General features: G+C 66.7%; 20 protein-coding genes and 2 tRNA genes. 12 read left to right on the top strand and 10 right to left on the bottom strand.

The features are described 5' to 3' along the window. Positions 1-87 precede the first annotated feature (87 nt). Complete coding sequence (locus AB8P05_RS05690; protein ID WP_455172285.1) at positions 88-498, top strand: bacteriohemerythrin; 411 nt, start codon at positions 88-90, stop codon at positions 496-498. A gap of 18 nt (positions 499-516) precedes the next feature. Here AB8P05_RS05690 and serB read toward each other — a convergent pair whose 3' ends face one another. After that, entirely contained in the window at positions 517-1410 is an 894-nt protein-coding gene (gene serB / locus AB8P05_RS05685; RefSeq protein WP_472759129.1) for a phosphoserine phosphatase SerB, read from the bottom strand. Positions 1411-1543: 133 nt separating this feature from the next. Here serB and miaA point away from each other — a divergent pair, with 133 nt between their 5' ends. The 7 genes from miaA to AB8P05_RS05650 all read left to right on the top strand — a co-directional run bounded on the left by miaA (position 1544) and on the right by AB8P05_RS05650 (position 10826). Continuing rightward, on the top strand, positions 1544-2548 hold the full coding sequence (gene miaA / locus AB8P05_RS05680; protein ID WP_472759128.1) for a tRNA (adenosine(37)-N6)-dimethylallyltransferase MiaA: 1005 nt from the start codon (positions 1544-1546) through the stop codon (positions 2546-2548). Positions 2549-2565: 17 nt separating this feature from the next. Further along, the gene (locus AB8P05_RS05675) at positions 2566-3777 is read left to right on the top strand and encodes an aminotransferase-like domain-containing protein (protein ID WP_472759127.1); all 1212 of its coding nucleotides are present in this window, start codon (positions 2566-2568) and stop codon (positions 3775-3777) included. Positions 3778-4102: 325 nt separating this feature from the next. Then, complete coding sequence (locus AB8P05_RS05670; protein WP_472759126.1) at positions 4103-5866, top strand: acetolactate synthase 3 large subunit; 1764 nt, start codon at positions 4103-4105, stop codon at positions 5864-5866. Between the two features lie 34 nt (positions 5867-5900). Beyond that, on the top strand, positions 5901-6407 hold the full coding sequence (gene ilvN / locus AB8P05_RS05665; RefSeq protein WP_472759125.1) for an acetolactate synthase small subunit: 507 nt from the start codon (positions 5901-5903) through the stop codon (positions 6405-6407). A 184-nt stretch (positions 6408-6591) separates the two neighbouring features. Next, positions 6592-7611 carry a ketol-acid reductoisomerase gene (gene ilvC, locus AB8P05_RS05660; protein ID WP_455172279.1) on the top strand — a complete coding sequence of 340 codons (1020 nt, stop codon included), beginning with the start codon at positions 6592-6594 and terminating at the stop codon, positions 7609-7611. A gap of 271 nt (positions 7612-7882) precedes the next feature. After that, complete coding sequence (locus tag AB8P05_RS05655; RefSeq protein WP_472759124.1) at positions 7883-8545, top strand: acetyltransferase; 663 nt, start codon at positions 7883-7885, stop codon at positions 8543-8545. Between the two features lie 61 nt (positions 8546-8606). Further along, entirely contained in the window at positions 8607-10826 is a 2220-nt protein-coding gene (locus AB8P05_RS05650; protein WP_472759123.1) for a glycosyltransferase, read from the top strand. Between the two features lie 147 nt (positions 10827-10973). Here AB8P05_RS05650 and mrdA read toward each other — a convergent pair whose 3' ends face one another. The 5 genes from mrdA to AB8P05_RS05625 all read right to left on the bottom strand — a co-directional run bounded on the left by mrdA (position 10974) and on the right by AB8P05_RS05625 (position 16343). After that, positions 10974-12860, bottom strand: a complete 1887-nt coding sequence (gene mrdA / locus AB8P05_RS05645) for a penicillin-binding protein 2 (RefSeq protein WP_455172276.1) — start codon at positions 12858-12860, stop codon at positions 10974-10976. A 17-nt stretch (positions 12861-12877) separates the two neighbouring features. Then, positions 12878-13390 (bottom strand): rod shape-determining protein MreD, encoded by a 513-nt coding sequence (gene mreD / locus AB8P05_RS05640; RefSeq protein ID WP_455172275.1) that lies wholly within the window; start codon positions 13388-13390, stop codon positions 12878-12880. A gap of 37 nt (positions 13391-13427) precedes the next feature. Next, positions 13428-14297: a rod shape-determining protein MreC gene (gene mreC / locus AB8P05_RS05635; RefSeq protein WP_455172274.1), complete on the bottom strand. Its 870-nt coding sequence runs from the start codon at positions 14295-14297 to the stop codon at positions 13428-13430. 95 nt (positions 14298-14392) lie between these two features. Next, a complete protein-coding gene (locus AB8P05_RS05630) occupies positions 14393-15433 on the bottom strand; it encodes a rod shape-determining protein (protein ID WP_012974729.1) in 1041 nt (346 codons plus the stop codon). Between the two features lie 370 nt (positions 15434-15803). Further along, complete coding sequence (locus tag AB8P05_RS05625; RefSeq protein WP_472759122.1) at positions 15804-16343, bottom strand: TIGR00645 family protein; 540 nt, start codon at positions 16341-16343, stop codon at positions 15804-15806. A 220-nt stretch (positions 16344-16563) separates the two neighbouring features. Here AB8P05_RS05625 and phoU point away from each other — a divergent pair, with 220 nt between their 5' ends. Both phoU and hisE read left to right on the top strand, forming a co-directional pair. Continuing rightward, positions 16564-17295, top strand: coding sequence for a phosphate signaling complex protein PhoU (gene phoU, locus AB8P05_RS05620; protein ID WP_455172272.1), 732 nt, complete (start codon positions 16564-16566; stop codon positions 17293-17295). A 159-nt stretch (positions 17296-17454) separates the two neighbouring features. Continuing rightward, positions 17455-17781: a phosphoribosyl-ATP diphosphatase gene (gene hisE / locus AB8P05_RS05615; RefSeq protein ID WP_455172271.1), complete on the top strand. Its 327-nt coding sequence runs from the start codon at positions 17455-17457 to the stop codon at positions 17779-17781. A 42-nt stretch (positions 17782-17823) separates the two neighbouring features. On the opposite strand, the gene AB8P05_RS05610 is transcribed toward hisE, so the two are convergent. Then, complete coding sequence (locus tag AB8P05_RS05610) at positions 17824-19353, bottom strand: methyltransferase regulatory domain-containing protein (RefSeq protein WP_472759121.1); 1530 nt, start codon at positions 19351-19353, stop codon at positions 17824-17826. A 254-nt stretch (positions 19354-19607) separates the two neighbouring features. On the opposite strand from AB8P05_RS05610, the gene AB8P05_RS05605 reads away from it, so the two are divergent. Beyond that, a tRNA-Lys gene (locus AB8P05_RS05605) sits at positions 19608-19683 on the top strand. Between the two features lie 23 nt (positions 19684-19706). Further along, positions 19707-19782 (top strand) — tRNA-Lys (locus tag AB8P05_RS05600). Between the two features lie 247 nt (positions 19783-20029). Here AB8P05_RS05600 and AB8P05_RS05595 read toward each other — a convergent pair. The 3 genes from AB8P05_RS05595 to AB8P05_RS05585 all read right to left on the bottom strand — a co-directional run bounded on the left by AB8P05_RS05595 (position 20030) and on the right by AB8P05_RS05585 (position 23307). After that, positions 20030-20428, bottom strand: a complete 399-nt coding sequence (locus tag AB8P05_RS05595; protein WP_472759120.1) for a bacteriohemerythrin — start codon at positions 20426-20428, stop codon at positions 20030-20032. A 104-nt stretch (positions 20429-20532) separates the two neighbouring features. Then, a complete protein-coding gene (locus tag AB8P05_RS05590; RefSeq protein WP_472759119.1) occupies positions 20533-22347 on the bottom strand; it encodes a M3 family oligoendopeptidase in 1815 nt (604 codons plus the stop codon). Between the two features lie 60 nt (positions 22348-22407). Then, a complete protein-coding gene (locus AB8P05_RS05585) occupies positions 22408-23307 on the bottom strand; it encodes a LysR family transcriptional regulator ArgP (RefSeq protein WP_472759118.1) in 900 nt (299 codons plus the stop codon). Between the last annotated feature and the right edge of the window lie 69 nt (positions 23308-23376).

The raw sequence follows: 23376 nt of genomic DNA, 5'->3' as shown, positions 1-23376 counted from the left end.
TGTGACGTCCCGACTGTTTGGGTACGGTGGTAGCACCAGCCATAATCCGCCCAAACGGGGTGCCGGCAAGGGGGAGGCCGCAAGGTCATGGGCGCCATCACATGGCGACGGCAGTTGAGCGTCGGCCAGCCGGCCATCGACGACGATCACAAGCACCTGATCGAGTATCTGAACGAACTCGACGCAGCACTGGCCGCCCCGCGGTTCCAGCCGGTTCGCGTCGCCAAGATTCTGGTCAAGCTGCTGGAATACACCAAGGAGCATTTCGCCCGCGAGGAGCGGATCATGCAGATCGTGCGCTACCCGAAATTCGAGGAGCACGTCGCCATGCACCGCGCCGCGGTCAAGATGGTCAGCGAACTGTCCAACCGCTTCTCCGTCGAACCCACCCACGAGAACGCCGAGAAGCTGTACAAGTTCACCGCCGACTGGCTGGTCCGCCACATCATCCTGATGGACACGCAGCTGACCCCCTATGTCCGCGGCGTCTGGGCCTGAGCGGACGGGGACGGGCGCTTACCCCACGAACTCCGTGGCGCGATAGCCCTGGGCGTAGAGCAGGGCGGTCAGGTCGCCATGGTCGACGCGGGCGCGGGCTTCGGCCGCAACCACAGCCTTGGCGTGGAAGGCGACGCCCAGCCCGGCGGCCAGCAGCATCGGCAGGTCGTTGGCGCCGTCGCCGACGGCCATGGTCTCGGCCACCGGCACGCGGTGCTCGCCGGCATAGGCCATCAGCGCCTGCAGCTTGCTGTCCTTGTCCAGGATCGGCTCGATCACCTTGCCGGTCATCACGCCGTCCACCACCTCCAGCTCGTTGCCGCGGTCGTCGTCGAAGCCGATCCAGCTGCGCACCCGGCCGGTGAAGCAGCGGAAGCCGCCCGATACCAGGACACAGACGGCGCCGTTGGCCCGCATGGTGCCGATCAGCTGGGCCGCACCCGGCATCAGGGTGGCGCGCTGCCACACCTCGTCGATCACCGTTTCCTTCAGGCCCTTCAGCAGGGCGACCCGCTCGCGCACCGCGTCCTTGAAGTCGATCTCGCCGTTCATGGCGCGGGCGGTGATGGCGGCGATGTGGTCCTTCAGCCCGACATAGTCGCCGAGTTCGTCCAGCATCTCCTGCTCGATGATCGTCGATTCCATATCGGCGACCAGCAGCCGCTTACGCCGGGTCGCCGCCGGCTGGGCCACGATGTCCAGCGTCGCGCCTGTCAGGGCGTGGCGGATCGCCGCCTCCGCCTGTTCCGGCGCGAGGTTGCCGAAGGGCAGGTCGCAGGCGGTGCCGGGCGCCAGCCAGTCCGGCGCCCCGGCATCGGCGCCCAGCCCGACCAGCGCCGCCTTGGCGGTCTGGACGGCGGACTCGTCGAGCGTGGCGGTGCGGGGGGCGATCAGCGTGGCGACGGCGTTCATCGGCGGGTGTCCCGAGGAAAAGAGGGCCTTTGCGCGCTGCCTACCACAGGCGGGGAGCCGGGTCCAACGAAGCTTCGGCGTCGGCATGCGGTTGGGTGTTGCAAAGAGAGCGCCGGAACGCCATGGAAGGACGATGAGCGACCTTACCACCCATCTGACCGACGTCATCGTCATCGGCGGGCCGACCGCGTCGGGCAAGTCGGGGCTGGCGCTCGCCGTCGCCGAGACGTTCGGCGGCATTGTCATCAATGCCGACAGCATGCAGCTCTACGCCGACCTCGATCTGCTGACCGCCCGTCCGCCGGCCGAGGATCTGGCGCGGGCGCCCCACCGTCTTTATGGCGTACTGCCGGCGGCGGAGCGCGGATCGGCGGCGCGCTGGCGTGACATGGCTCTGGCGGAGATCGACGCTGCCAGGAAAGACGGCCGGCTGCCCGTGGTGGTCGGTGGCACCGGTCTCTATCTGCGCGCGCTGATGCAGGGCTTGAGCGAGGTGCCGCCCATTCCCGACGAGGTGCGCGCCGCCGCCCATGCCCGGCTGGCGTCCATCGGCGGCGAGGCCTTCCGTGCCGAACTGGTCGACCGCGATCCGGCGTCGGCCAAGCTGAACCCCGGCGACACCACCCGCCTGACCCGCGCCTGGGAGGTGCTGGAGGCGACCGGCCATCCGCTGTCCCACTGGCAGAGCCAGACCGCCCAGGGTGCCCCGGAGCATCTGCGCTTCACCGTCATCGTGCTCGACCCGCCGCGGGCCGACCTCTATGCGCAGTGCGACAAGCGCTTCCACCTGATGATGGAGCAGGGTGCGCTGGAGGAGGTGCGGCAATTGGACGCCCTGGCGCGGGCGCAGGATCTCGCTCCCGACCTGCCGGTGCTGAAGGCGCTGGGCGTGCCGGAACTGCGCCGCCACCTGCATGGCGAACTCCCGCTGGCCGAGGCGGTCGCGCTGGCCCAGCAATCCACCCGCCGCTATGCCAAACGGCAGGTCACGTGGTTCCGTCATCAGATTGTTGGCAAAACACCCGATATGCTGGTAAGTCATACAGGACAGCATAGCTGCCATACCATCGATCTGCCTTGTTCGTCTGCGGTACGAAATGCAATGCTCGACCGCCTGAGAACGATACTAAATTACTGATCCGAAGGAGAAGCACCGTGTCGGTTGATTGGGGTCATGTGTTCGCGGGCCGCGTGGGCGGCATGACGGCGTCCGAAATCCGGGAACTGCTGAAGCTGATCGACCGTCCGGAGATCATCTCCTTCGCCGGCGGCATTCCCGATCCGGACCTGTTCCCCAGCTCCGCCATCGCGCGGTCCTACGAGAAGATCTTCCAGTCCAACGCCGGTGCCGGTGCCGCGCTGCAATATTCCATCACCGAAGGCTACACGCCGCTGCGGGAATGGATCTGCGACTACATGGGTGGCAAGGGCGTCAACATCGGGCTGGACGGCGTGCTGGTCACCAACGGCTCGCAGCAGGTGCTGGAGTTCGTCGGCAAGCTGCTGATCGGCCCCGGCGACAAGATCGTCGTCACCCGCCCGACCTATCTCGGCGCGCTGCAGGCGTTCTCGCCCTATGAGCCGACCTATCTCTCGATCCCGATGGACGAGGAGGGGCCGGAGATGACGGTGCTGACCGAGGCGCTGGCGCAGAAGCCGAAGTTCTTCTACCTCGTCCCCGATTTCCAGAACCCCAACGGCACCACGGTGACGCTGGCCCGCCGCCACGCCATCCTGGACGCCTGCGAGGCGGCCGGCGTGCCGGTGATCGAGGACACCGCCTATTGCGAGCTGCGCTATGACGGCGAGCATCTGCCGCTGATGGCGGCGCTCGATTGCGAGCGCAACGGCGGCAAGCTGACCAACGTCATCTTCGGCGGCACCTTCTCCAAGACGATGGTGCCGGCGATGCGCGTCGGCTGGGTCAATGCGGCGCCGGAGGTGGTGAACCGGCTGGTGCTGATGAAGCAGGCGGCCGACCTGCATGCCAGCACGATCAACCAGATCGTCATGCACGACGTCGTCTCGCAGATCTTCGACAGCCACATCAAGCTGCTGCGCACCCAGTACAAGGAGCGCCGCGACGCCATGCTGGCGGCGCTGGACGAGTTCGCCCCGCCGGGCGTCACCTGGACCAAGCCGGAAGGCGGCCTGTTCGTCTGGATCGAAGCGCCGGAGGGCGTGGACGGCACGGAGTTGCTGGCCCGCGCCATCAAGGAGGCCAACGTCGCCTTCGTCCCCGGATCGGCCTTCCACGCCGACCGGTCGGGCAAGAACACGCTGCGCCTCGCCTTCTCCGTCACCAAGCCGGCCCAGATCCGCGAGGGCATCCGCCGGCTGTGCGAGCTGCTGAAGACGGCCGCCTGACGGCACGTCCCTCCCAGTCGTCGCCTGTTCGGAACGGCGGCCGCGCTTCGGTGCGGCCGCCGTTTCCGTTTCGGGCAAGCGGTGGCCTGGCAGGGTGGACACCACCAACGGGCGCGCAACAATTGGAAAAACTGCGGCAAAAAAACTTTGCGAACATTCGCGAATTGGGTTGACCTATGACGGATGATTTGACTAATTTGCCGCTCCCAGCACACGCCATCGGGGCTAAGCCGTTGTTCTGAACGGCATCCCCTCCCGGCAGGGTTGGTGTTCCCAAGGAACCGGGCGCCCTAGAGGAGGCGCCCACATGAGAAGGTCGTGAGCGATGTCCGAACAGAAGCTGACCGGCGCCCAGATCGTCATCAAGGCCCTGAAGGATCAGGGCGTTGACATCATCTTCGGCTATCCCGGCGGCGCCGTACTTCCCATCTACGACGCGCTGTTCCAGCAGAACGACCTCAAGCATGTCCTTGTACGCCACGAGCAGGCCGCGGTTCACGCGGCGGAGGGCTACGCGCGCTCGACCGGCAAGGTCGGCTGCGTGCTGGTGACCTCCGGCCCCGGCGCCACCAACGCGGTGACCGGCCTGCTGGATGCCCTGTGCGACAGCATTCCGCTGGTCTGCCTGTCGGGGCAGGTGCCGACCCATCTGATCGGCAACGATGCCTTCCAGGAAGCCGACACCACCGGCATCACCCGTCCCTGCACCAAGCACAATTACCTGGTGAAGGACGTCGACAGCCTGGCCCGCACCCTGCACGAGGCCTTCTATGTCGCGCGCAGCGGCCGCCCCGGCCCGGTGCTGGTCGACATCCCGAAGGACGTGCAGTTCGCCGACGGCACCTACGTCCCGCCGGCGGAGGTCAAGCACAAGACCTACCGTCCGCAGGTGAAGCCGGAGATGGCCCGCATCGAGGAGGCGGTGGAACTGATCGCCAACGCCAAGCGGCCGGTCTTCTACACCGGCGGTGGCGTCATCAACGCCGGTCCCTTCGCGGCCAAGCTGCTGACCCAGTTCGTCAAGGCCACCGGCTTCCCGATCACCTCCACCCTGATGGGCCTGGGCGCCTTCCCGGCGTCGGACAATCAGTGGCTGGGCATGCTCGGCATGCACGGCACGTACGAGGCGAACCTCGCCATGTACGAATGCGACGTCATGATCAACATCGGCGCCCGCTTCGACGACCGCGTGACCGGCAAGCTGTCGGCCTTCTCGCCGGGGTCCAAGAAGATCCACGTCGACATCGATCCCAGCTCGATCAACAAGAACGTGGCGGTCGACATCCCGATCGTCGGCGACTGCGGCGCCGTGCTGGAAGACATGCTGCGGATCTGGAAGGCGCGCGCCAAGTCGCCGGACAAGGCCGCGCTGAAGGAGTGGTGGGGCAAGATCGAGGGCTGGCGCGCCCGCAACTGCCTGAACTACAACCGCACCGAGTCGGTCATCAAGCCGCAGTATGCGCTGGAGCGCCTGCGCGAGGCCCTGCGCGGCAAGGACCACTACATCACGACCGAAGTCGGCCAGCACCAGATGTGGGCCGCGCAGTTCCTGCCCTTCGACCAGCCGAACCGCTGGCTGACCTCGGGCGGGCTCGGCACCATGGGCTACGGCCTGCCGGCGGCCATCGGCGCCCAGATGGCCCATCCCGACGCCATCGTGGTGGACGTGTCGGGCGAGGCCAGCTTCCTGATGAACATGCAGGAGATCGGCACCGCCGTGCAGTACCGCGCGCCGGTCAAGATCTTCATCTTGAACAACCAGTATATGGGCATGGTGCGCCAGTGGCAGGAGCTGCTGCACGGCTCGCGCTATTCCCAGAGCTATTCGGAAGCCCTGCCGGACTTCGTGAAGCTGGCGGAGGCCTGGGGCTGCGTCGGCCTGCGCGCCACCACGGTGGCCGAGGTCGATCAGGTGATCGAGAAGATGCTGGCCGTCACCGACCGTCCCTGCATCGTCGACATCGCCGTCGACCAGAAGGAAAACTGCTTCCCCATGATTCCGGGCGGCAAGGCCCACAACGAAATCCTGTTCGGTCCGGACGACAGCCCGTCCGACGCCACGCCGGAAGACGGCATGGTGCTGGTCTGATCGGCTGACGACGAACGAACAGGGGGAAGACGTCATGGACAACGTGATCGAGAAGCACACCATCGCCGTGCTGGTGGACAACGAGCCGGGCGTTCTCGCCCGCGTCATCGGGCTGTTCTCCGGCCGCGGCTACAACATCGAAAGCCTGACGGTGGCGGAGGTGAACAACGCCGACCACCTGTCGCGCATCACGCTCGTCACCTCCGGCACCCGGATGATCATCGAGCAGATCAAGGCGCAACTCGGCCGGCTGGTTCCGGTCCACCGCGTCCACGACCTGACCGACGAGGGACCGTCGGTGGAACGCGAACTGGCGCTGGTCAAGGTGGCCGGCACCGGCGACCGCCGGATCGAGGCGCTGCGCCTTGCCGACATCTTCCAGGCCAAGGTGGTGGACGCCACGCTGAACAGCTTCGTCTTCGAGCTGACCGGCACCACCGAGCAAGTCGATGATTTCGTCGGCCTGATGGGCCAGCTCGGCCTCGTGGAGGCCAGCCGCACCGGCGTGGTCGCCATGTCGAAGGGGGCGGCGGCGTTCTAAGGCGCTGGCACCCGCAGAAAAACATTCTGCGAAAGATTGGGGCGGCAAAAACGCAAGGAAGCTTTGCATTTTGCCGTTCCGTCGAGCGATTGTTTCCCTTGACGTGCGGCATTGCTCAATGGAGTAATCCGCCGCAGGAAACGCACTCTGTCTTCGTTCGTTGCGAATTCAAGGAACCATCTCCATGCGCGTCTATTACGATCGTGATGCCGACGTCAACCTGATCAAGGGCAAGAAGGTCGTCATCGTCGGCTACGGCAGCCAGGGCCACGCCCACGCCCACAACCTGCGTGACAGCGGCGTGAAGGACGTGCGGATCGCGCTCCGCCCGGGTTCGGCCACCACCAAGAAGGCCGAGGCCGCCGGCTTCACCGTGATGAACCCGGCCGAGGCTGCCGCCTGGGCCGACGTGGTGATGGTTCTGACCCCCGATGAGCTGCAGGCCGACCTGTACCGCGACGATCTGGCCCCGAACATGAAGCAGGGCGCCGCCCTGGCCTTCGCGCACGGCCTGAACGTCCACTTCAACCTGATCGAGCCGCGCGCCGACCTCGACGTGTTCATGATCGCGCCGAAGGGCCCCGGCCACACCGTGCGCAGCGAATACCAGCGTGGCGGCGGCGTGCCGTCGCTGGTCGCCGTTCACCAGAACGCCTCGGGCAATGCGCTGGACATCGCTCTGTCCTACGCCTCGGCCAATGGCGGCGGCCGCGCCGGCATCATCGAGACCACCTTCAAGGAAGAGTGCGAGACCGACCTGTTCGGCGAGCAGGCCGTGCTCTGCGGCGGCCTGACCGAGCTGATCCGCGCCGGCTACGAGACGCTGGTCGAGGCGGGCTACGCCCCCGAGATGGCCTACTTCGAGTGCCTGCACGAAGTGAAGCTGATCGTCGACCTGATGTACGAGGGCGGCATGGCCAACATGCGCTACTCGATCTCCAACACGGCCGAATACGGCGACTACCGCACCGGCCCGCGCATCATCACCGCCGAGACCAAGGCCGAGATGAAGCGCGTGCTGACCGACATCCAGGAAGGCCGCTTCGTCCGCGACTGGATGCTGGAGTGCAAGGCCGGCCAGCCGTCCTTCAAGGCGATCCGCCGCCGCAATGCCGAGCACGAGATCGAGAAGGTCGGCGAGAAGCTGCGCGCCATGATGCCGTGGATCGCCGAGCGCCGTCTGGTCGACAAGTCGAAGAACTGATCCGGCGAAAGCCAAGTCGGTTTGCCGGAAAGCGCGTCCCTTCGGGGGCGCGCTTTTTCTATTGGAGATGCGCATTTTCGCGAAGCCATCTTTTCCTCCCCGACCAGCTGGAGCGGGAAGGTGCAAGGGACTCGACGGGGACTGCTACCCTAAGCTGAAAGCTGCATCCTTGTATCGCTTTTGTCTCATTATATTGTTCGAATGAGTAAGAGATGATAGGATTTAGTTGGCTGGTTATGAATATGCGTAACACCTAAGAAGCGTGATTGAAATGAGTGTTTCCTTTCCCCCTGTATCCGAGGGCCTGTTGCTGGTTGGCGGGGGCAGGAACGCTCGCAATCTAATTTGTATTCTGGAAACCGCGGGAATTACCATCAGCAGAGTTGTGGATGACCGACCTGCCGGATCGGTTCTCGGGCATGAGGTCGGTTTCATCGATGAAGTGGATGGCGCGCAGGTCGACGCTCTCCTGACGGTTGCGGACCCCGATCATGCTCAATCCATCCGCGAACGCCCGGCCTTGCGTGGCTGTCGGTGGCCTCGAATCATCCATCCATCCTCGGTGGTTTCGTCTCACGCCCGGATCGGCGAGGGGGGCTACATCGGTCCCTTCGCGGTCGTCACCGATGTCGATCTCGGCAGGCACGTTCATCTCTTTGCGCACAATGTTCTGGGTGCGCGGGTCGCGGTCGGTGATTTCAGCGTCGTCCTGCCCCATGCGACCGTGGCAAGCGATGTGCAGATCGGTAAGCGGTGCATGATCGGGATGGGCGCACGCATTCATGCCGGGGTCACCATCGGTGACGACTGCCGGATCGGCGTCAATGCCGTCGTCCGAAATGACATGCCGGATGGCTCCATAGCCATTTGCAATCGTCCGACATCCATCCGGAACCGTCTTGCCTTCGCGAGAGCAGGACGCAGCGGTGCGTGATCCATAGGGTAAGCGGCCCGTAGCCAAGCGGACGCCCAATCACCCTGTTCGCCGCCGCCACATGAGCAAGACCATGATCCTTGTCCTTACCTATGCCAAGGTCTGCACAACCTCCATAACCGAGCTGCTGGCCGCGCGATTTCCGGGTGAGGTCTTCAACAGCCATGGGCTCGAATCCTGGCTGCACGAACCTTTGGCGCGTGCTCTTGCCTCACGGGCGACGACCGGGCAGAACATGCCGCTGTTTCACACCGAGGCGCCCGGGGTTGCCCGCCGTCTGGCCGAGGCCATGGCCGCCGGTGAGTCCGTAACCATCGTCAGCGGTGTCCGCGACCCGATCGCCCGCTCGATCTCGGTCGCCATGCAGAACCTCGAAGCCGACTTCGCGGACTGCCTTGCCGCCACGGCGGAAGCGACGGCGGAGGCTCTCGCCGCGCGCATCGGCGATCTGTGGCTCCGGGATACGCCCGACGGCGATCCGAATCGCCTTTATCTGGAGCGGATGATCCGGGCGCCCCTGATCTGGTTCCGGGAAGAGATCGAGAAGCCATTCGGTTTCGATCTGCAGGCGCATGCTTTCGATCGGGAGCGCGGCTATTCGATCCTCACCAGGGGAAATGTCCGCCTCCTGCTGTTCCGTCACGAGAGCGCACCGACGGCGATCCAGAACGGATTGGCCGAACTCTTTCCGGGAATGGAGTTCCAGCTGCCGCATTCCAATGACGGCACGACCAAACCGACGAGCGAGATCTACCGGGCTCTGAAGAGCCGGTTTCGTCTGCCCCGTCCGGCATTGGAGGCGATCTACAGCCACCCGAACGTCAGCAGCTATTATGGTGCGGATGAAATCGCCGGCGCTATCGACCGGTGGTCCGAGGATAGCTCCGTCCAGCCGCCGGCCGCTCCGCATCAGAGCTTTGCGGCGACGGTTTTCATCCCATTGCGAAATCATGCGGGGTGGATCGGCCAGCAGTTGGACAGCCTGTTTTCGCAATGGCGATCAGACACTGAACTCGTTCTGATCGACGACGGGTCCGAAGACGGCAGTTTTTCCATCGCGCTGGAACGGCTGGCCGGCCGGCCGGAGGTGGCTGCGACGGTGATGCGGAACAGCCAGGCCATCGGTCACGGCATGCTGCCCGCCCTCGTCTCCTTCTCGCGGGCACCGCTGCTCATCCAGGCGGACAGCGACGACATCACCCTGCCGGGTCGGCTCGACACGATCATCGATCATTTCGCCGCCCATCCGGATTGCCGGCTGTTCACGTCCAATGCGGTCCTGCTGAGCGAGGGGGGCGTCCCGATCTCCCTGAGCGGTGCGGAGATGCCGGACATGGATTTCGACGACCCCAGCACGCTGGTCGACCGGCAGACGGAACCGTGCTGGCTGGGCGCCTCGTCGGCCTATCATCGTTCCGTGATCGAGGCATTTCCTCCGCTTGACCCGGAACTCTGCCCTTACGGCCTCGATCTGCTCACCGGCTTCAGGGCAACCCTGCTCGGAACCCACCATTACCGGTCACGCCCTTTGGTCGGCTGGCGGCAGCATGCCAGAAACAGCCATCGGGTCAGCGGGTGGTCGGGTTCGGAACTTGCCGGTCAGGAACACTCCGCGGCCTTGAAGCTCATGGTCTGTGCCCAGCGGCTGCGCGACGTCGCTTGGCTGCGCACCCAGGGAAAGCTGGATCCGGTGCTGGCGGCTGCGACCGAGGCCCGCTGGAATGCCGATTTCATGGCGCAAACCGACCATTGGATGCGGTCCCGCAACCGCCTCACCGGGACGCATGCCGCTTCGGCTCCCCAGGCGGCCGGAGGCAATGACGGGAGCAGGCGCTACATCCCGGCAATTCCGCCGATCGTCACCCTGCTGCGGGGGCGGGAATACCCGGTGGCGGGGGGAATCGGCTCCGTTCTGTCTGGCTGGACCGGCTTCCATGACCATGAGGGGAATTGGATCTGGACCAGCAGGCAGGCGATCGTCGTTCTGCGCATACCGGGGACCGCGCCTCAATCGCTGCTCGTCACGCTGGCAGGTCTACCCTATCGCGAGCGGCAGTCGGTCTTCCTCTCCCTGAACTTCGCACAGCCGGTCGAGGCCAAGCTGGGTGCCGGTCAAGCCGTGTCGGTGGCCGTGCCGATTCCCCGGCGCGAGGACAGGGAGGGCGATCTTGTGACCCTGTGGATCGACGCGCCTGATGCTGTCCGCCCTGTGACGGTCGATCCTCGCAACAACGATGCCCGTCTTCTCGGCACGGCGCTGTTCGGGTTGCAGGTGGTCTGAGGGCGCAGGGAGCCCGGACAGGCTCTTGTCGGCAGCATCGCTCCGATCACGAGACCTCATATCATCGAGCGTAAAGCATGACACATCAGGCTTTACGCTCGCCCTCAAACGGCGGGCGCGGCCGTCCGGCCGCTTGCCTTCGCAGTATCAGCCCCGCGGCTCTGCCAGTCCGCTGGGTGGAGTTTCGGCGACGGCGGCGCGGCCGGGGTCGCGCTTCTGGGTTTCCAGCAGGATGTCGCGGGCGATCGGCGCCGCCGCGGTGGAACCGCCGCCGCCATGCTCCACGAAGACGGCGCAGGCATAGCGCGGCGCCTGGACCGGGGCGTAGGCGACGAACAGGGCGTGGTCGCGCTCGCGCCAGGGCAGATCCTCGTTCTTCTTCACGCCGGTGGTGCGTTCCGCCATGGTGATGCGGCGGACCTGGGCGGAGCCGGTCTTCCCGGCCATCTCGTACCCGACCTCGGTGATGCGCGACTTGAAGGCGGTGCCGTTGGGCGCGTTGGTCACCTCGTTCATGCCGCGCAGCACGATGTCGAGATTCTCCTTCTTCACGCCGATGCTGGGCCAGGCGGTCTGTTCGCCGCTGACGGTCTTGATCTGCTTGGTCAGGTGCGGCTTGACCGCATAGCCGCCATTGGCCAGCCGGCAGGTCATCACCGCCAGCTGCAGCGGCGTCGCCAGCACATAGCCCTGACCGATGGAGGCGACCAGCGTCTCGCCCATGTCCCAGCCCTTGCCCAAGGTCGCCTTCTTCCAGGCGATGGACGGCATCAGCCCGGCGCGCTCATGCGGCAGGTCGATGCCGGTGCGGGCGCCCAGCCCGAAGCGGTTGGACATTTCGGCGATGCGGTCGATGCCGATGCGGCGCGACACGTCGTAGAAGAACACGTCGCAGGAATGGCGCAGCGCCCCGACGAAATCGACCGTGCCGTGGCCGCCGCGCTTCCAGCAGTGGAAGCGGTGGTCGCCCAGCTCCATGTGGCCGGGGCAGAAGACGGTGTGCCGGCTGCTGACGATCCCCGATTCGAGCGCCGCCAGCGCCGCCATCATCTTGAAGGTGGAGCCGGGCGGATACTGGCCAACCACCGCCTTGTTGTTCAGCGGCGTCGCCTGGTTGGACAGCAGCTCCTCCCACAGCTCGGCGCTGATGCCCATGGTGAACTGGTTGGGGTCGTAGCTGGGATGGGAGGACAGGGCGTAGATGCCGCCGGTGTGCACGTCCATCACCACCGCCGACGCGCTGACCTCCTTCGACAGGCGTTCCTGGACGAAGCGCTGCAGCGCCATGTCGATGGTCAGCTGGATCTCGCGGCCCGACTGCCCTTCGTCGCGCGACAGCTCGCGGATGACGCGGCCGACGGCGTTGACCTCCAGCTGGCTGGTGCCGGCGGTACCGCGCAGGACCTTCTCGTGATAGCGTTCGATGCCGGCCTTGCCGATGCGGAAGCCGGGAAGCGACAGCACCGGATCGCTGTTGCCGCTCAACTCCGCTTCCGACACCGCGCCGACATAGCCCAGAATATGGGCGGTGGCCTCCGCCTGCGGGTAGTGGCGCAGCTCGCCCACCTCGATCGCCACGCCGGGCAGGTCGGGGGTGTTGGTCTCCAGCGTCGCCACCTGCTCCCAGGTCAGGTTTTCGCGCACCGTGACGGGGACGAAGCGGCGCTTGCGGTGAAGCTCGCGCAGGACGCGGCGGCGGTCGCCGTCGGTCAGCGGCACGATGCGCGAGATCTTGTCGAGCGTTTCCTGGATGTTGTGGGTGCGCTCCGACACGACGACGACGCGGTAGTTCTGCTCGTTCACCGCCAGCGGCACGCCGAACCGGTCGACGATGGTGCCGCGCGACGGGGCGATCAGCCGCAGGCTGATGCGGTTCTCCTCCGCCAGCATGGTGTAGCGCGCGGATTCGACAACCTGCAGGTAATAGAGCCGACCGACCAGCGCGGACAGCCCGGCCAGCTTGATGCCGCCCAGCACCAGGGCGCGGCGCGCCAGCAGGCGGGAACGGTCGGTATCGCGATCGATCGAACTCATGAAACCGCCGGGACCCTTTACCCGTTCAAGAACGCGCGATGGACGCGGATCAGCAGCCAGCCCACCGCAGGAAACACCGCCACCGTCAGCAGGCCCTGGAACAGCGCCGGCAAGATCGACAGCGCGGCTGAATCCAGCGCGGAGAAGGCCAGCCATTGCAGCACCACCGCACCGGCCATCACCAGGGTGAAGCCGAACCACAGCAGCGCGAAGGTGCTGGCCAGGAAGACCCGGCGCTGGTTCAGGACCGCCCACTGCGCCACGACCAGCATCAGGGCATTGACGCCCAGCGGCCCGCCGATCAGGAAATCCTGCAGCAGCCCGATCAGAAAGGCCACCCCCGGACGCATCAGGTCAGGCCTGTGGATCGTCCAGTAATAGACGGACACCAGCGTCAGGTTCGGCGCCACCGGGGCATAGCCCGGCACCGGCACCGGGATCATGCCGACCAGGACCATCATGACGGTGACGGCGAAGGGCGCCAGATTGCGCCCGGCCTTGTCCACCCGTTGCCAGAACGTCGCCGTCATGCCGGCGGCCTTCCCGCCGGAGCGCTGTCGGATCGGCTCACTTCCACTCCGGCGACGAATCCAGGTCGGTGCCGGGCAGTCCGAAATCCACCAGGCGCAGATGCTCGATGCGCGACAGGTCGGCGCTGGGCAGCACGCGCACGCCGCGCTCGCTCACCGCCGTCACCACGCCGACCGGCAGGCCGGGCGGGAACAGGCCGCCGTCGCCGGAGGTCACCACCTGTTCGCCCACCTGGATCGGCGATTCCGGCGGGAGATAGAGCAGCTTGGCCTGATCGGAATTGTCCCCGGCCAGGATGGCGCGCTGGCGCGTGTTGGCCAGGACCACCGGGACACGGGCGTTGATGTCGGTCAGCAGCAGGATGCGGGACGACCATTCGCCGACCTCGATCACCCGGCCGACCAGACCGGCCCCGGCCAGCGCCGCCTGTCCCTTGCGCACCCCGTCGCGCCGGCCGGCGGTGACCACCAGCGTGCGGACGAAGGAGCTGCCGGGGGTCGCGATGACGCGGGCGGCGATGTAGTTGACGGAGGGCTCCGGGCGGACGCGCAGCAGGCTGCGCAGGCTGTTGTTCTCCGCCTCCAGCCGCAGGGCCGCCTGCTTCCACTGCAGCAGCCGGGCGTTCTCCGCCTTCAGCCGCTGGTTCTCGTCGAAGGCGTTTTCAAGCTCCACCACCGACTCGACGACGCGGGCGGCGGTCGCGGCAGGGCGGGAGATGGCATCGAGGATCGGGGCGAAGGCGTCCGTCACGCGCGCGCGGGCGCTGTCCACCGAGACGGACTCGATCTTGCCGACCATCATCAGCGCGATGGAGGCCAGGACCAGGAGGAGGAAGGAGAAACGCTGCGCGAGGGCCCGCAAAGGCGCGGCAAGGCGGATGACGGAGCCGGATGAGCGTGACTTCACAGGAAATTCCCGTCCAGATACGCGGTCCGTCTCCGGTCCTCACCGCCCGGGGGATGGGCGTCGGACCGGAGGCCTTCCAACCAGGGATACACCAATCAGTAGGCGCTGACCAAGACGTTTCGCAGCGTCTTCATCTCCTCCAGCGCGCGGCCGGTGCCGAGCGCCACGCAGGAGAGGGGATCGTCGGCGATCGACACCGGCAGGCCGGTGGCGTGGCGCAGGACGAAGTCCAGGTTACCCAGCAGGGCGCCGCCGCCGGTCAGCACGATGCCCTTGTCGACGATGTCGGCAGCCAGTTCCGGAGCGGTGTGCTCCAGCGCCACCTTCACCGCCTCGACGATGGCCGAAACGGGTTCGGCCAGCGACTCGGCGATCTGGCGCTCCGAGATGATCAGCTCCTTCGGGACGCCGTTCATCAGGTCGCGGCCCTTGATCTCGAGGATGCGGCCCTCGCCGTCCTCGGGCGGGCAGGCGGAGCCGATTTCCTTCTTGATCCGCTCGGCGGAGCCTTCGCCGACCAGAAGGTTATGGCTGCGGCGGATGTAGCCGATGATGGCCTCGTCCATCTTGTCGCCGCCGACGCGCACCGACCGCGAATAGACGATGCCGCCCAGCGACAGCACGGCCACCTCGGTGGTGCCGCCGCCGATGTCGACGACCATCGAGCCCGTCGGTTCCGTCACCGGCAGCCCGGCGCCGATCGCGGCGGCCATCGGCTCTTCGATCAGGAAGACGCGGCGGGCGCCGGCGGCCTCCGCCGATTCCTGGATCGCCCGGCGTTCCACCGCGGTCGAACCCGACGGCACGCAGATGATGACCTGCGGGCTGGCGAAGCTGCGGCGGTTGTGAACCTTGCGGATGAAATGCTTGATCATTTCCTCCGCGACTTCGAAATCGGCGATGACGCCGTCGCGAAGCGGCCGGATGGCCTGGATGTTGCCGGGGGTTCGGCCGAGCATCATCTTCGCCTCGTCGCCGACGGCGAGGACCTGCTTCTTGCCGCGCACGTTGGCGATGGCGACGACGGACGGTTCGTTCAGGACGATGCCGCGGCCCTTGACATAGACCAGGGTGTTGGCCGTGCCCAGATCGATCGCCATGTCGGCGGACAGAACGCCCAGCAGTTTGGAGAGCATGGAGCTGACGAACTCTATCAAAGCGGTTGAGACGGCCGAGCCGGCGGCGACTGGCATAGCATGCCCGCCGCCGGTTCCATAGTCGAATGCGTCCGCACGCTCAAGCGGAGAGTGCGCCCGGCAGGCCTGACCCGTGTCGCGAAAGCAGGTTCCGGTTCGCCGGCGCCCGCCGCCCCTTGCGGTGTCTGGTGAAGGCGAAACTGGCGGATCAGGGTTAATTTTCCGTCAACGGACGGACTCTTGCGGCCGGCCCTTGCGGTGAACCCCATCCTGATCTGCCGATGGCCTGTCCGCCGGTGTGACCCTTCAGTGTCTAGTCCGAACCATGTTGCGCCGCAACGGGCAATTGGCCGCCGACCGGTGGAGATTCTCAGTGATGCGCAGTGCCGGTCTTGCCGGCCGGCTTGGCCGCATGGGCGTGGTGCCCCTCCAGCCGGTCCATGAAGGCCAGCAGAACGCCGGACAGCACGAAGGTCATGTGGATGATGACCAGCCACATCAGTTCCTCTTTCGAGGTCTGGGCCAGATTCATGAAGGCCTTCAGCAGATGAATGCCGGAAATGGCGACGATGGAGGCGATCAGCTTCAGCTTCAGCCCGCCGAAATCGACCTTGCCCATCCAGTCCGGCCGGTCTTCGTGATTGGCCACGTCGATCTTGGACACGAAGTTCTCGTAGCCGGCGAAGATCACCATCAGCAGAAGGTTGCCGGCGAAGGACAGGTCGATCAGCGTCAGCACGGCCAGCAGCACGTCCTTCTCGCTCATGTCCAGCACATGGGGAAGGATATGCAGGATTTCCTGGGTGAACTTCACCAGCAGGACGACCAGCGAGACCACGAGCCCGAGATAGAAGGGGGCGAGCAGCCAGCGGCTGGCGAAGATGATCTGTTCAAAACGGCGTTCGATCATGGCAGGTTCGGCGGGGCTGTTGATTAGGGAAGATGCGGAGACGGCAGAGGTGTGCCGATGCTGCGGCGCAAAATCAACCGGGCAATTCAACCGCCGCGCAGGGGAGCGGATCTCCCGTTCGTCATAGGGGCCGTTCGTCATAGGCGTTGTCATCGTACCGTAACGTCCGGGCGTTATGGTCCTGGCTTCGGATGAGACCGCCGGGAAGGGTTTGGCGACCATGAAGACCTCCGCTCCGCACATCGTGTCCGCGTTCGAGGACGCGCTGAAGCGGATGAAATCCGCCATCGTTCAGATGGCCGGCGCTGCGGAGACGCAGATCGATCAGGCGCTGACCTGCCTGGCCCAGCGCAATCCCGAGCTGGCGCGGGAGATCGTCGAGTCGGACGCGCGACTCGACTCCTTCGAACATGACATCGAGGCGCACTGCATGCGCCTGCTGGCCCTGCGCCAGCCGGTGGCCGACGACCTGCGCGAGGTGGTGGCGGCGCTGAAGATCGCCGGCAACCTGGAGCGCATCGGCGACCATGCCGCCAACACCGCCAAGCGCGCGGTCGCCATCTTCAGCCTTGCCGACTCAGCCTCGCTGTCGGGCCTGCCGCAGCTCGGCCGGCTGGTGCGCGAACGGCTCAGCGCCGTGGTCGACGCCTATGTCGACAGCGACAGCGAGGCCGCCCTGCGCATCTGGCGCACCGACGACGAGGTGGACGCGCTCTACACCAGCCTCGTCGCGGAGGTGGAACGGTCGGCCCTGGCCGCGCCGGACCAGTTCATGGCGCACATGCACCTGATGATGATCGCCAAGAACCTGGAGCGCATCGGCGATCACGCCACCAACATCGCCGAGGTCGTCCATTTCGTCAGCACCGGCCACACCCTGCTGGAAGAGCGCCCGAAGGCCGACCATTCCTACGATCCGGTGGGCGGAAGCGGCGGGCCGGGGACGAACTGAGGGCGCGCCGCGCGAACCGCGGCCTCGGGGGGCGATACCGCAAGGCATAAGGCGATGGTGCGGCTTGGGACCGGGCCGATGGGGGATAGCAATTTCGTTGCGGAACGATCAGGTTAACAAGATGCAGTTCCCTCCCGCAGACGAGACACACCCTTCCTGATGACCGACGACCTGATCCGCCTCTACGCCGCCATCCTCGACCGCCAGCAGATGGACCCGGCGCAGTCCAAGACGGCCCGGCTGATCGCCGCCGGTCCGAAGAAGATCGCCAAGAAGGTGGGCGAGGAGGCGGTCGAGGTGGCGCTGGACGCCATGAACGAGGATCGCCAGGGCGTCATCAACGAAAGCGCCGACCTGCTGTACAACCTGTCGGTCCTGTGGGCGACGCTGAACATCCATCCGGACGACGTGTTCGCCGAAATCCGCCGGCGCGAAGCGCTCTACGGCATCGCCGAGAAGCTGCCGAAGGTCGTCGTCGAGCGCTGAAGCCGGGTGGGGGCGTCGAGGCCGATCACCGCCCCGAGCCCATCAAACCACCCCCAACCTTTCCAGCAACGGCAGCCGCCGCTGCGTGAAGGCCGTATGCCGGCGCGCCAGTTCGGCCCGGCTGGCCTCATCCCCCTCGCACCGCTCGCCGTCGCGGCCGAGCGTGATGCCGTCGGCCGACAGGTGGCGCCAGGCGAAGGCGGCGGGCTCCTCGCCCAGCCGGGCGGCCAGCAGGAACAGCGCCTCGATCCGTGACAGCGGCACGCCGGCACCCAGCAGCGGCGAGGCGAGTTGCCCCGGCGTGTCGCCGAAGCGGTGGCGCTCCAGAACCGCGGCGTTGAAGCGGTCGGTCGAGGCGCGGCGCTCGGCAAGCCCATCCTCCGGCATCACCGGTGCGGCCAGCGACAGGCTGGTCAGCAGGACCAGCGCGCGCAGCACCGCCTCCTCCCCTTGCGCCGCCAGGGACGGGCGGGCGAGCAGCGCGTCGAGGCTCTGCGGCCCGTCGGCCAGCGCCTCGCCCAGCGGCTGGTAGAGCGCACGGGGGAAGGGCAGGCGGCCGACGGGGGTGGAGGCGACCTCCGGCAGGTCGTCGGCGGCCACCAGGAGCGCGAAGCCGGTGCCGCCGAGCAGCGTGCGCCGCTCCGCCTTGCCCAGCCGCTCGCCCCCCTTCACGAACAGGTCACGGCGGAAGCTGCGGTTGGTCATCACGTCGCGCAGGGTCTCGGCCTGGGCCGGGTCGCTCGCCTCCGCCGCCAGCGCCTGCTGCGCCGGAGACAGGATGAGGTCATGCAGCTGCTCCATCGGCACGGCGGCGCCGGCGAACTCCAGCTTGGCGGCTGCCAGCTCGCGCGCCACGTCGGCGTGGTAGAAGGCCGTCCAGTCGCCGTTCAGATATTCGTGGGCGATGTAGTTCGGCGACTTGTGGCGAAGCTGCTCGATCCGCTCCACCACGCCGTCGGTGGCGCCGAGCCAGCCGCCTCCCTGCGCCGCCATCCGCGAGGCGAACTCGACCGCCCGGGCGATGCGGTCGGGCAGGGGGCCGTCGCCCTCGGCGCAGCGTTCCACCAGCAGGCGGCGCAGCGGCATATGGACCAGCGTGCCGGGCAGGGCATTGTAGCTGACGAAGACGACCCCGCCGGGCGCCAGCCGGCGGCGCAGCACCTCCAGCAGGATCGCCCGGTTCTCGGCACTCACCCAGGACCAGACGCCGTGCAGGGCGACCGCGTCCAGCATCGGCCCGTCGCGCCGGGCATACTCCGTGAAGCTCTCTTCCAGGAAGTCGGCATTGGCCAACCCGGCATCGGCGGCCAGCCGGCGGACACCGGCGATGTGCGAGGGGTTGAAGTCCATCGCTTCGAACCGCGCCGCCGGGTGGGCGCCGGCCAGCAGCGCGCTGGTCAACCCATGGCCGCATCCCGGTTCCGCCATGGCGAAGCTTCCGCGGCGCAGCGCCTCGGGCGGACGCCAGCCGCGCAGCGTCAGGGCGAAGCACAGCAGGGCCGGCGACCAGTCACGATAGACGGCGCGGATATAGTCGATGCCGCCGACATAGCCTTCGGTCCAGCCGCCCATTCCCGATCTCCCGTTCCGATGCCCTGGCCCGATGCCCAAGCCCGATGCCCAAATTCGACAGCGCCGGTGTAGCCGCCGGGGGTGGAATTCGGCCACCGAAAAGCGCGCGCCAAAAAATTCACATGGGGTGCGATTTTGCTATCGACAGGCCAAAAGCCCTTCGCTATAAACCGCGCCACACCGGCCGGGACAACGGCTTGGCCGGCGCGATGAACAGTCGGCTCGTTTCGGCTAAGTTCATGGCATCAAGAGATGGGCGCATAGCTCAGTTGGTAGAGCAGCTGACTCTTAATCAGCGGGTCCAAGGTTCGAGTCCTTGTGCGCCCACCATCTCTTGAACATTTCCTACGGATGGGCGCATAGCTCAGTTGGTAGAGCAGCTGACTCTTAATCAGCGGGTCCAAGGTTCGAGTCCTTGTGCGCCCACCATCCATAAGGGGCTGGAACCGAGCAGGTTCCGGCCCCTTTCCAGTTTTGGGGTTTCTGTTGGAGGGCGTGGCGTCTCGCGTGATGCCCCCTCCCTAACCCTCCCCGCCCTCGGCCGGCCAAAGGCCGGTCCGATCGCGGGAGAGGGGACTGCCGCCGCTTTTCGACGACGTCATGCTTACAAGCGTCCTACCCCCTCTCCCACCGAAGGTGGGGAGGGATGGGGAGGGGGCAGCCAGCTGCCGAATCCTCACGCCTCCGCCTGCGCCAGGAAATCTGCGGTCACCCGGTCCATCGTCGCCAGATGGGTGTGGAACCAGTCGGGGAAATGCTCGGTGACGTACAGGCGGGCGCGGTCCTCCTTGCCCTCCGCTAACTCCGCTTCCATCGTCGCGACCACCTTCAGGACGCGGGCGTGTTCGTCCATGTGGCAGTGCAGGGCGAAGAAGCCGTGCTGCGTCATCAGCGCATTCTCGCGGGCGAAATGCTCGCGCAGATGCTTGGCGAAGGCGGCGAAGGGCGCCCGGAGTTCGCCGGTCGGCGCATCGCAGGCGGCCTGCAGCAGGGCAACGGAATCGACATGGTCGCGGTCCATGACCGCATAGCCGAGCATGGGGACATCGCCGGCGGGCGTGGTGGTCGCAAGCATGATGTTCGCTTCCAAAAAGATGGCCTTCGGAGACGACGCTCCGAAGGCCACCATACCCGCACTGCCGTCATGGTCTCTTGACGGCGGTCAAGACACCCGAATCGTCAGCCCTTCGCCTCGCCGGCCTCCAGCTCGTCGATGAAGCCGCGGATGACGCCGAGGCCCTTCTGCCAGAAGGCCGGGTCGGAGGCGTCCAGCCCGAAGGGGGCCAGCAGCTCCTTGTGGCGCAGCGTGCCGCCGGCCGACAGCATCGCCAGATACTTCTCGGCGAAGCCCTTCTCCGCATCCTGGTAGACCGCGTAGAGCGAGTTCACCAGGCAGTCGCCGAAGGCATAGGCGTAGACGTAGAAGGGCGAGTGGATGAAGTGGGGGATGTAGGACCAGTAGTGCCGGTATCCCTCGTCGAAGCGCAGCGCCGGGCCGAGGCTCTCGGTCTGCACCGCCATCCAGATCTCACCAATGCGGTCCGAGGTCAGCTCGCCCTCCCGCCGTTCGGTGTGGACGCGGCGTTCGAAATCGAAGAAGGCGATCTGGCGGACCACCGTGTTCAGCATGTCCTCGACCTTACCGGCCAGCATGATGCGGCGGCGCTTGGGGTCAGTCTCCGCCGCCAGCAGCGCGCGGAAGGTCAGCATCTCGCCGAACACAGACGCGGTCTCCGCCAGCGTCAGCGGGGTGTCGGACAGGAAGTGCCCCTGCTTGCCGGCCAGGATCTGGTGGACGCCATGGCCCAGCTCATGGGCCAGCGTCATCACGTCGCGCGTCTTGCCCTGATAGTTGACCAGCAGATAGGGGTGGACGCTGGGGACGGTCGGATGGGCGAAGGCGCCCGGCGCCTTGCCGGGGCGGACCGGCGCGTCGATCCAGGGATTGTCGAAGAAGCGTTTTCCCAGGCTGGCGAGGTCGGGGGAGAAACGGCCATAGGCGCCGAGCACGATGTCGCGCGCCTCCTCCCACGGGATGCTGCGGTCGGCATCCTCCGGCAGGGGAGCGTTGCGGTCCCAATAGTCCAGATGGTCCTGGCCGAACCACTTGGCCTTCATCGCGTAATAGCGGTGGGACAGGTCCGGATAGGCGCCCTTGACGGCGGAGACCAGCGCATCGACCACCTCATCCTCGACCCGGTTGGACAGGTTGCGGGCGGAGGTCGGCGTCGGGTAGTTGCGCCAGTCGTCCTCGATCTCCTTGTCCTTGGCCAGCGTGTTGGTGACCAGCGCGAACAGCCGCGCATTCTCGCCCAGCACCTTGCCCACCACCTCGCCGGCCTCGCGGCGGATCGCGGGGTTGCGGTCGGACAGGCGGTTCAGCGCCTCCGCGCAGGTCAGGTCCTTCCCGCCCATGGGGAAGCGCAGGCTGGCGATGGTCTCGTCGAATAGGCGGTTCCAGGCGGCGCGGCCGACGACATGCTTTTCGTGCAGCAGCCGCTCGATCTCGTCGGACAGCTGGTGGTCGCGATAGAGGCGGACATCACGCAGCCACGGCTCGTAATGGCGCAGCGCCGCGGAAGCCTTCTGCTTGGCCGCCAGATCGGCCTCGTCCAGCCGGTTGATCTCCAGCGTGAAGAAGATCAGGTGGGCGGAGATGTCGTTCACCCGCTCCTGCGCCGACTGGTAGAATTTGGCGATGGTCGGGTCGACCATGTTGCCGTTGTAGACCAGCCCGGCATAGGACATGACGCGCGACAGCGTCTCGTCGATGCTCTCATAGCTGTGGATCGCGGCGGCCAGTTCTTCGCCCTTCAGCGTGGCCAGCTTGCCGGCGTAGCGTTCGCGGAAGGCCTTGCACTCCCGCTCCATCCGGTCGAGGTCGGCCTTCAGCTCCGGCGAGTCCATGCCGGGATAGAGGTCGCTCAGGTCCCAGGTGGGAAGCGCGCCCAGTTCGGGGGTGTCGTTTGCGGCCGTGGCGGCGCTGCTGGTCATCGAATCCCTCCAGAGATTGGTTGGATCCATATAAGCGCGCACGCGCCGCGGGCAAAGTCCTCATGCGGACCCATGCAACGCCTGCCGGCCGGCGCGCAGGACGGCACGCGACAGCCGGGCCAGCGCCGTTCCGGCGATGCGGCTCTGCTGCCAATGGAGCGGCACGTCCAGCGGCCGGCCGGGCACCAGCTCCACCAGCCGGCCGGCCGCTAGATGGTCGGCCACCAGCGGATCGGGGTTCATCCCCCATCCCAGCCCGGCCAGCGCCCCGTCGACGAAGGCGTGGGTGGAGGGCAGCCAATGGGTGGGCGGAGTCGGCACCGGCGAGTCGTGGTCGCCCAGCACCGACTTCAGCCACTGCGCCTGCAGCCGGTCCTTGCGGTTGAAGGTCAGGCAGGGTGCGCGGGACAGCGAATCGGCGGTCACGTCATCCGGGAAATGGCGGCGCACATAGTCGGGGCTTGCGGTGGCGCGGTAGCGCAGCGCGCCCAGCGGATGGCTGTTGCAGCCGGGGACCGGCGCCGCGCTGGCGGTGACGGCGGCCAGCACCTCGCCCTTGCGCAGCCATTCGGCGCTGTGGTCCTGGTCGTCAAGGACGAGGTCGAACAGGCAATCGGGCAGCTCGGCCATCGCCGCGACGAACCAGGTGGCGAGGCTGTCGGCGTTCACCGCGATGCGCAGGGTGGCCGGCCCCTCCGCCGGGATCAGGCCGGGCAAGGCGCCGCGCAGCTCGCTCTCCAGCAGGGCCACCTGCTCCACATGCTGGCACAGGCGCTGGCCGGCGGCGGTCCCGGTGCAGGGCTGGCCGCGCACCACCAGCACGCTGCCCAGCCGCTCCTCCAGCAGCTTGACCCGCTGCGACACCGCGGAGGGCGTGACGTGCAATTGCTGCGCGGCGCGTTCGAAGCTGCCGGTGCGGATCACCGCGGCCAGGGCGGTCAGCAGCGGATAGTCCAGCATGGATTAGCTCTGCTTAATCGGATCAAGCAGGATTAAGTACGGCAAAGGGCGGTCCGATGGTAGCGGATT

The organism is Azospirillum sp. VT-I1 (assembly GCF_055698305.1).
Note: the sequence above shows the minus strand (reverse complement) of the source record. Positions and strands in the feature narration are given on the sequence as shown.

Bases quoted from the DNA above. Each gene is read 5' to 3' on its own strand.
- AB8P05_RS05690 (WP_455172285.1), top strand. From the start codon at position 88: ATGGGCGCCATCACATGGCGACGGCAGTTGAGCGTCGGCCAGCCGGCC.
- serB (WP_472759129.1), bottom strand. From the start codon at position 1,410: ATGAACGCCGTCGCCACGCTGATCGCCCCCCGCACCGCCACGCTCGAC.
- miaA (WP_472759128.1), top strand. From the start codon at position 1,544: ATGAGCGACCTTACCACCCATCTGACCGACGTCATCGTCATCGGCGGG.
- AB8P05_RS05670 (WP_472759126.1), top strand. From the start codon at position 4,103: ATGTCCGAACAGAAGCTGACCGGCGCCCAGATCGTCATCAAGGCCCTG.
- ilvN (WP_472759125.1), top strand. From the start codon at position 5,901: ATGGACAACGTGATCGAGAAGCACACCATCGCCGTGCTGGTGGACAAC.
- ilvC (WP_455172279.1), top strand. From the start codon at position 6,592: ATGCGCGTCTATTACGATCGTGATGCCGACGTCAACCTGATCAAGGGC.
- AB8P05_RS05655 (WP_472759124.1), top strand. From the start codon at position 7,883: ATGAGTGTTTCCTTTCCCCCTGTATCCGAGGGCCTGTTGCTGGTTGGC.
- AB8P05_RS05650 (WP_472759123.1), top strand. From the start codon at position 8,607: ATGAGCAAGACCATGATCCTTGTCCTTACCTATGCCAAGGTCTGCACA.
- mrdA (WP_455172276.1), bottom strand. From the start codon at position 12,860: ATGAGTTCGATCGATCGCGATACCGACCGTTCCCGCCTGCTGGCGCGC.
- mreD (WP_455172275.1), bottom strand. From the start codon at position 13,390: ATGACGGCGACGTTCTGGCAACGGGTGGACAAGGCCGGGCGCAATCTG.
- AB8P05_RS05630 (WP_012974729.1), bottom strand. From the start codon at position 15,433: ATGCTCTCCAAACTGCTGGGCGTTCTGTCCGCCGACATGGCGATCGAT.
- AB8P05_RS05625 (WP_472759122.1), bottom strand. From the start codon at position 16,343: ATGATCGAACGCCGTTTTGAACAGATCATCTTCGCCAGCCGCTGGCTG.
- phoU (WP_455172272.1), top strand. From the start codon at position 16,564: ATGAAGACCTCCGCTCCGCACATCGTGTCCGCGTTCGAGGACGCGCTG.
- hisE (WP_455172271.1), top strand. From the start codon at position 17,455: ATGACCGACGACCTGATCCGCCTCTACGCCGCCATCCTCGACCGCCAG.
- AB8P05_RS05610 (WP_472759121.1), bottom strand. From the start codon at position 19,353: ATGGGCGGCTGGACCGAAGGCTATGTCGGCGGCATCGACTATATCCGC.
- AB8P05_RS05595 (WP_472759120.1), bottom strand. From the start codon at position 20,428: ATGCTTGCGACCACCACGCCCGCCGGCGATGTCCCCATGCTCGGCTAT.
- AB8P05_RS05590 (WP_472759119.1), bottom strand. From the start codon at position 22,347: ATGACCAGCAGCGCCGCCACGGCCGCAAACGACACCCCCGAACTGGGC.
- AB8P05_RS05585 (WP_472759118.1), bottom strand. From the start codon at position 23,307: ATGCTGGACTATCCGCTGCTGACCGCCCTGGCCGCGGTGATCCGCACC.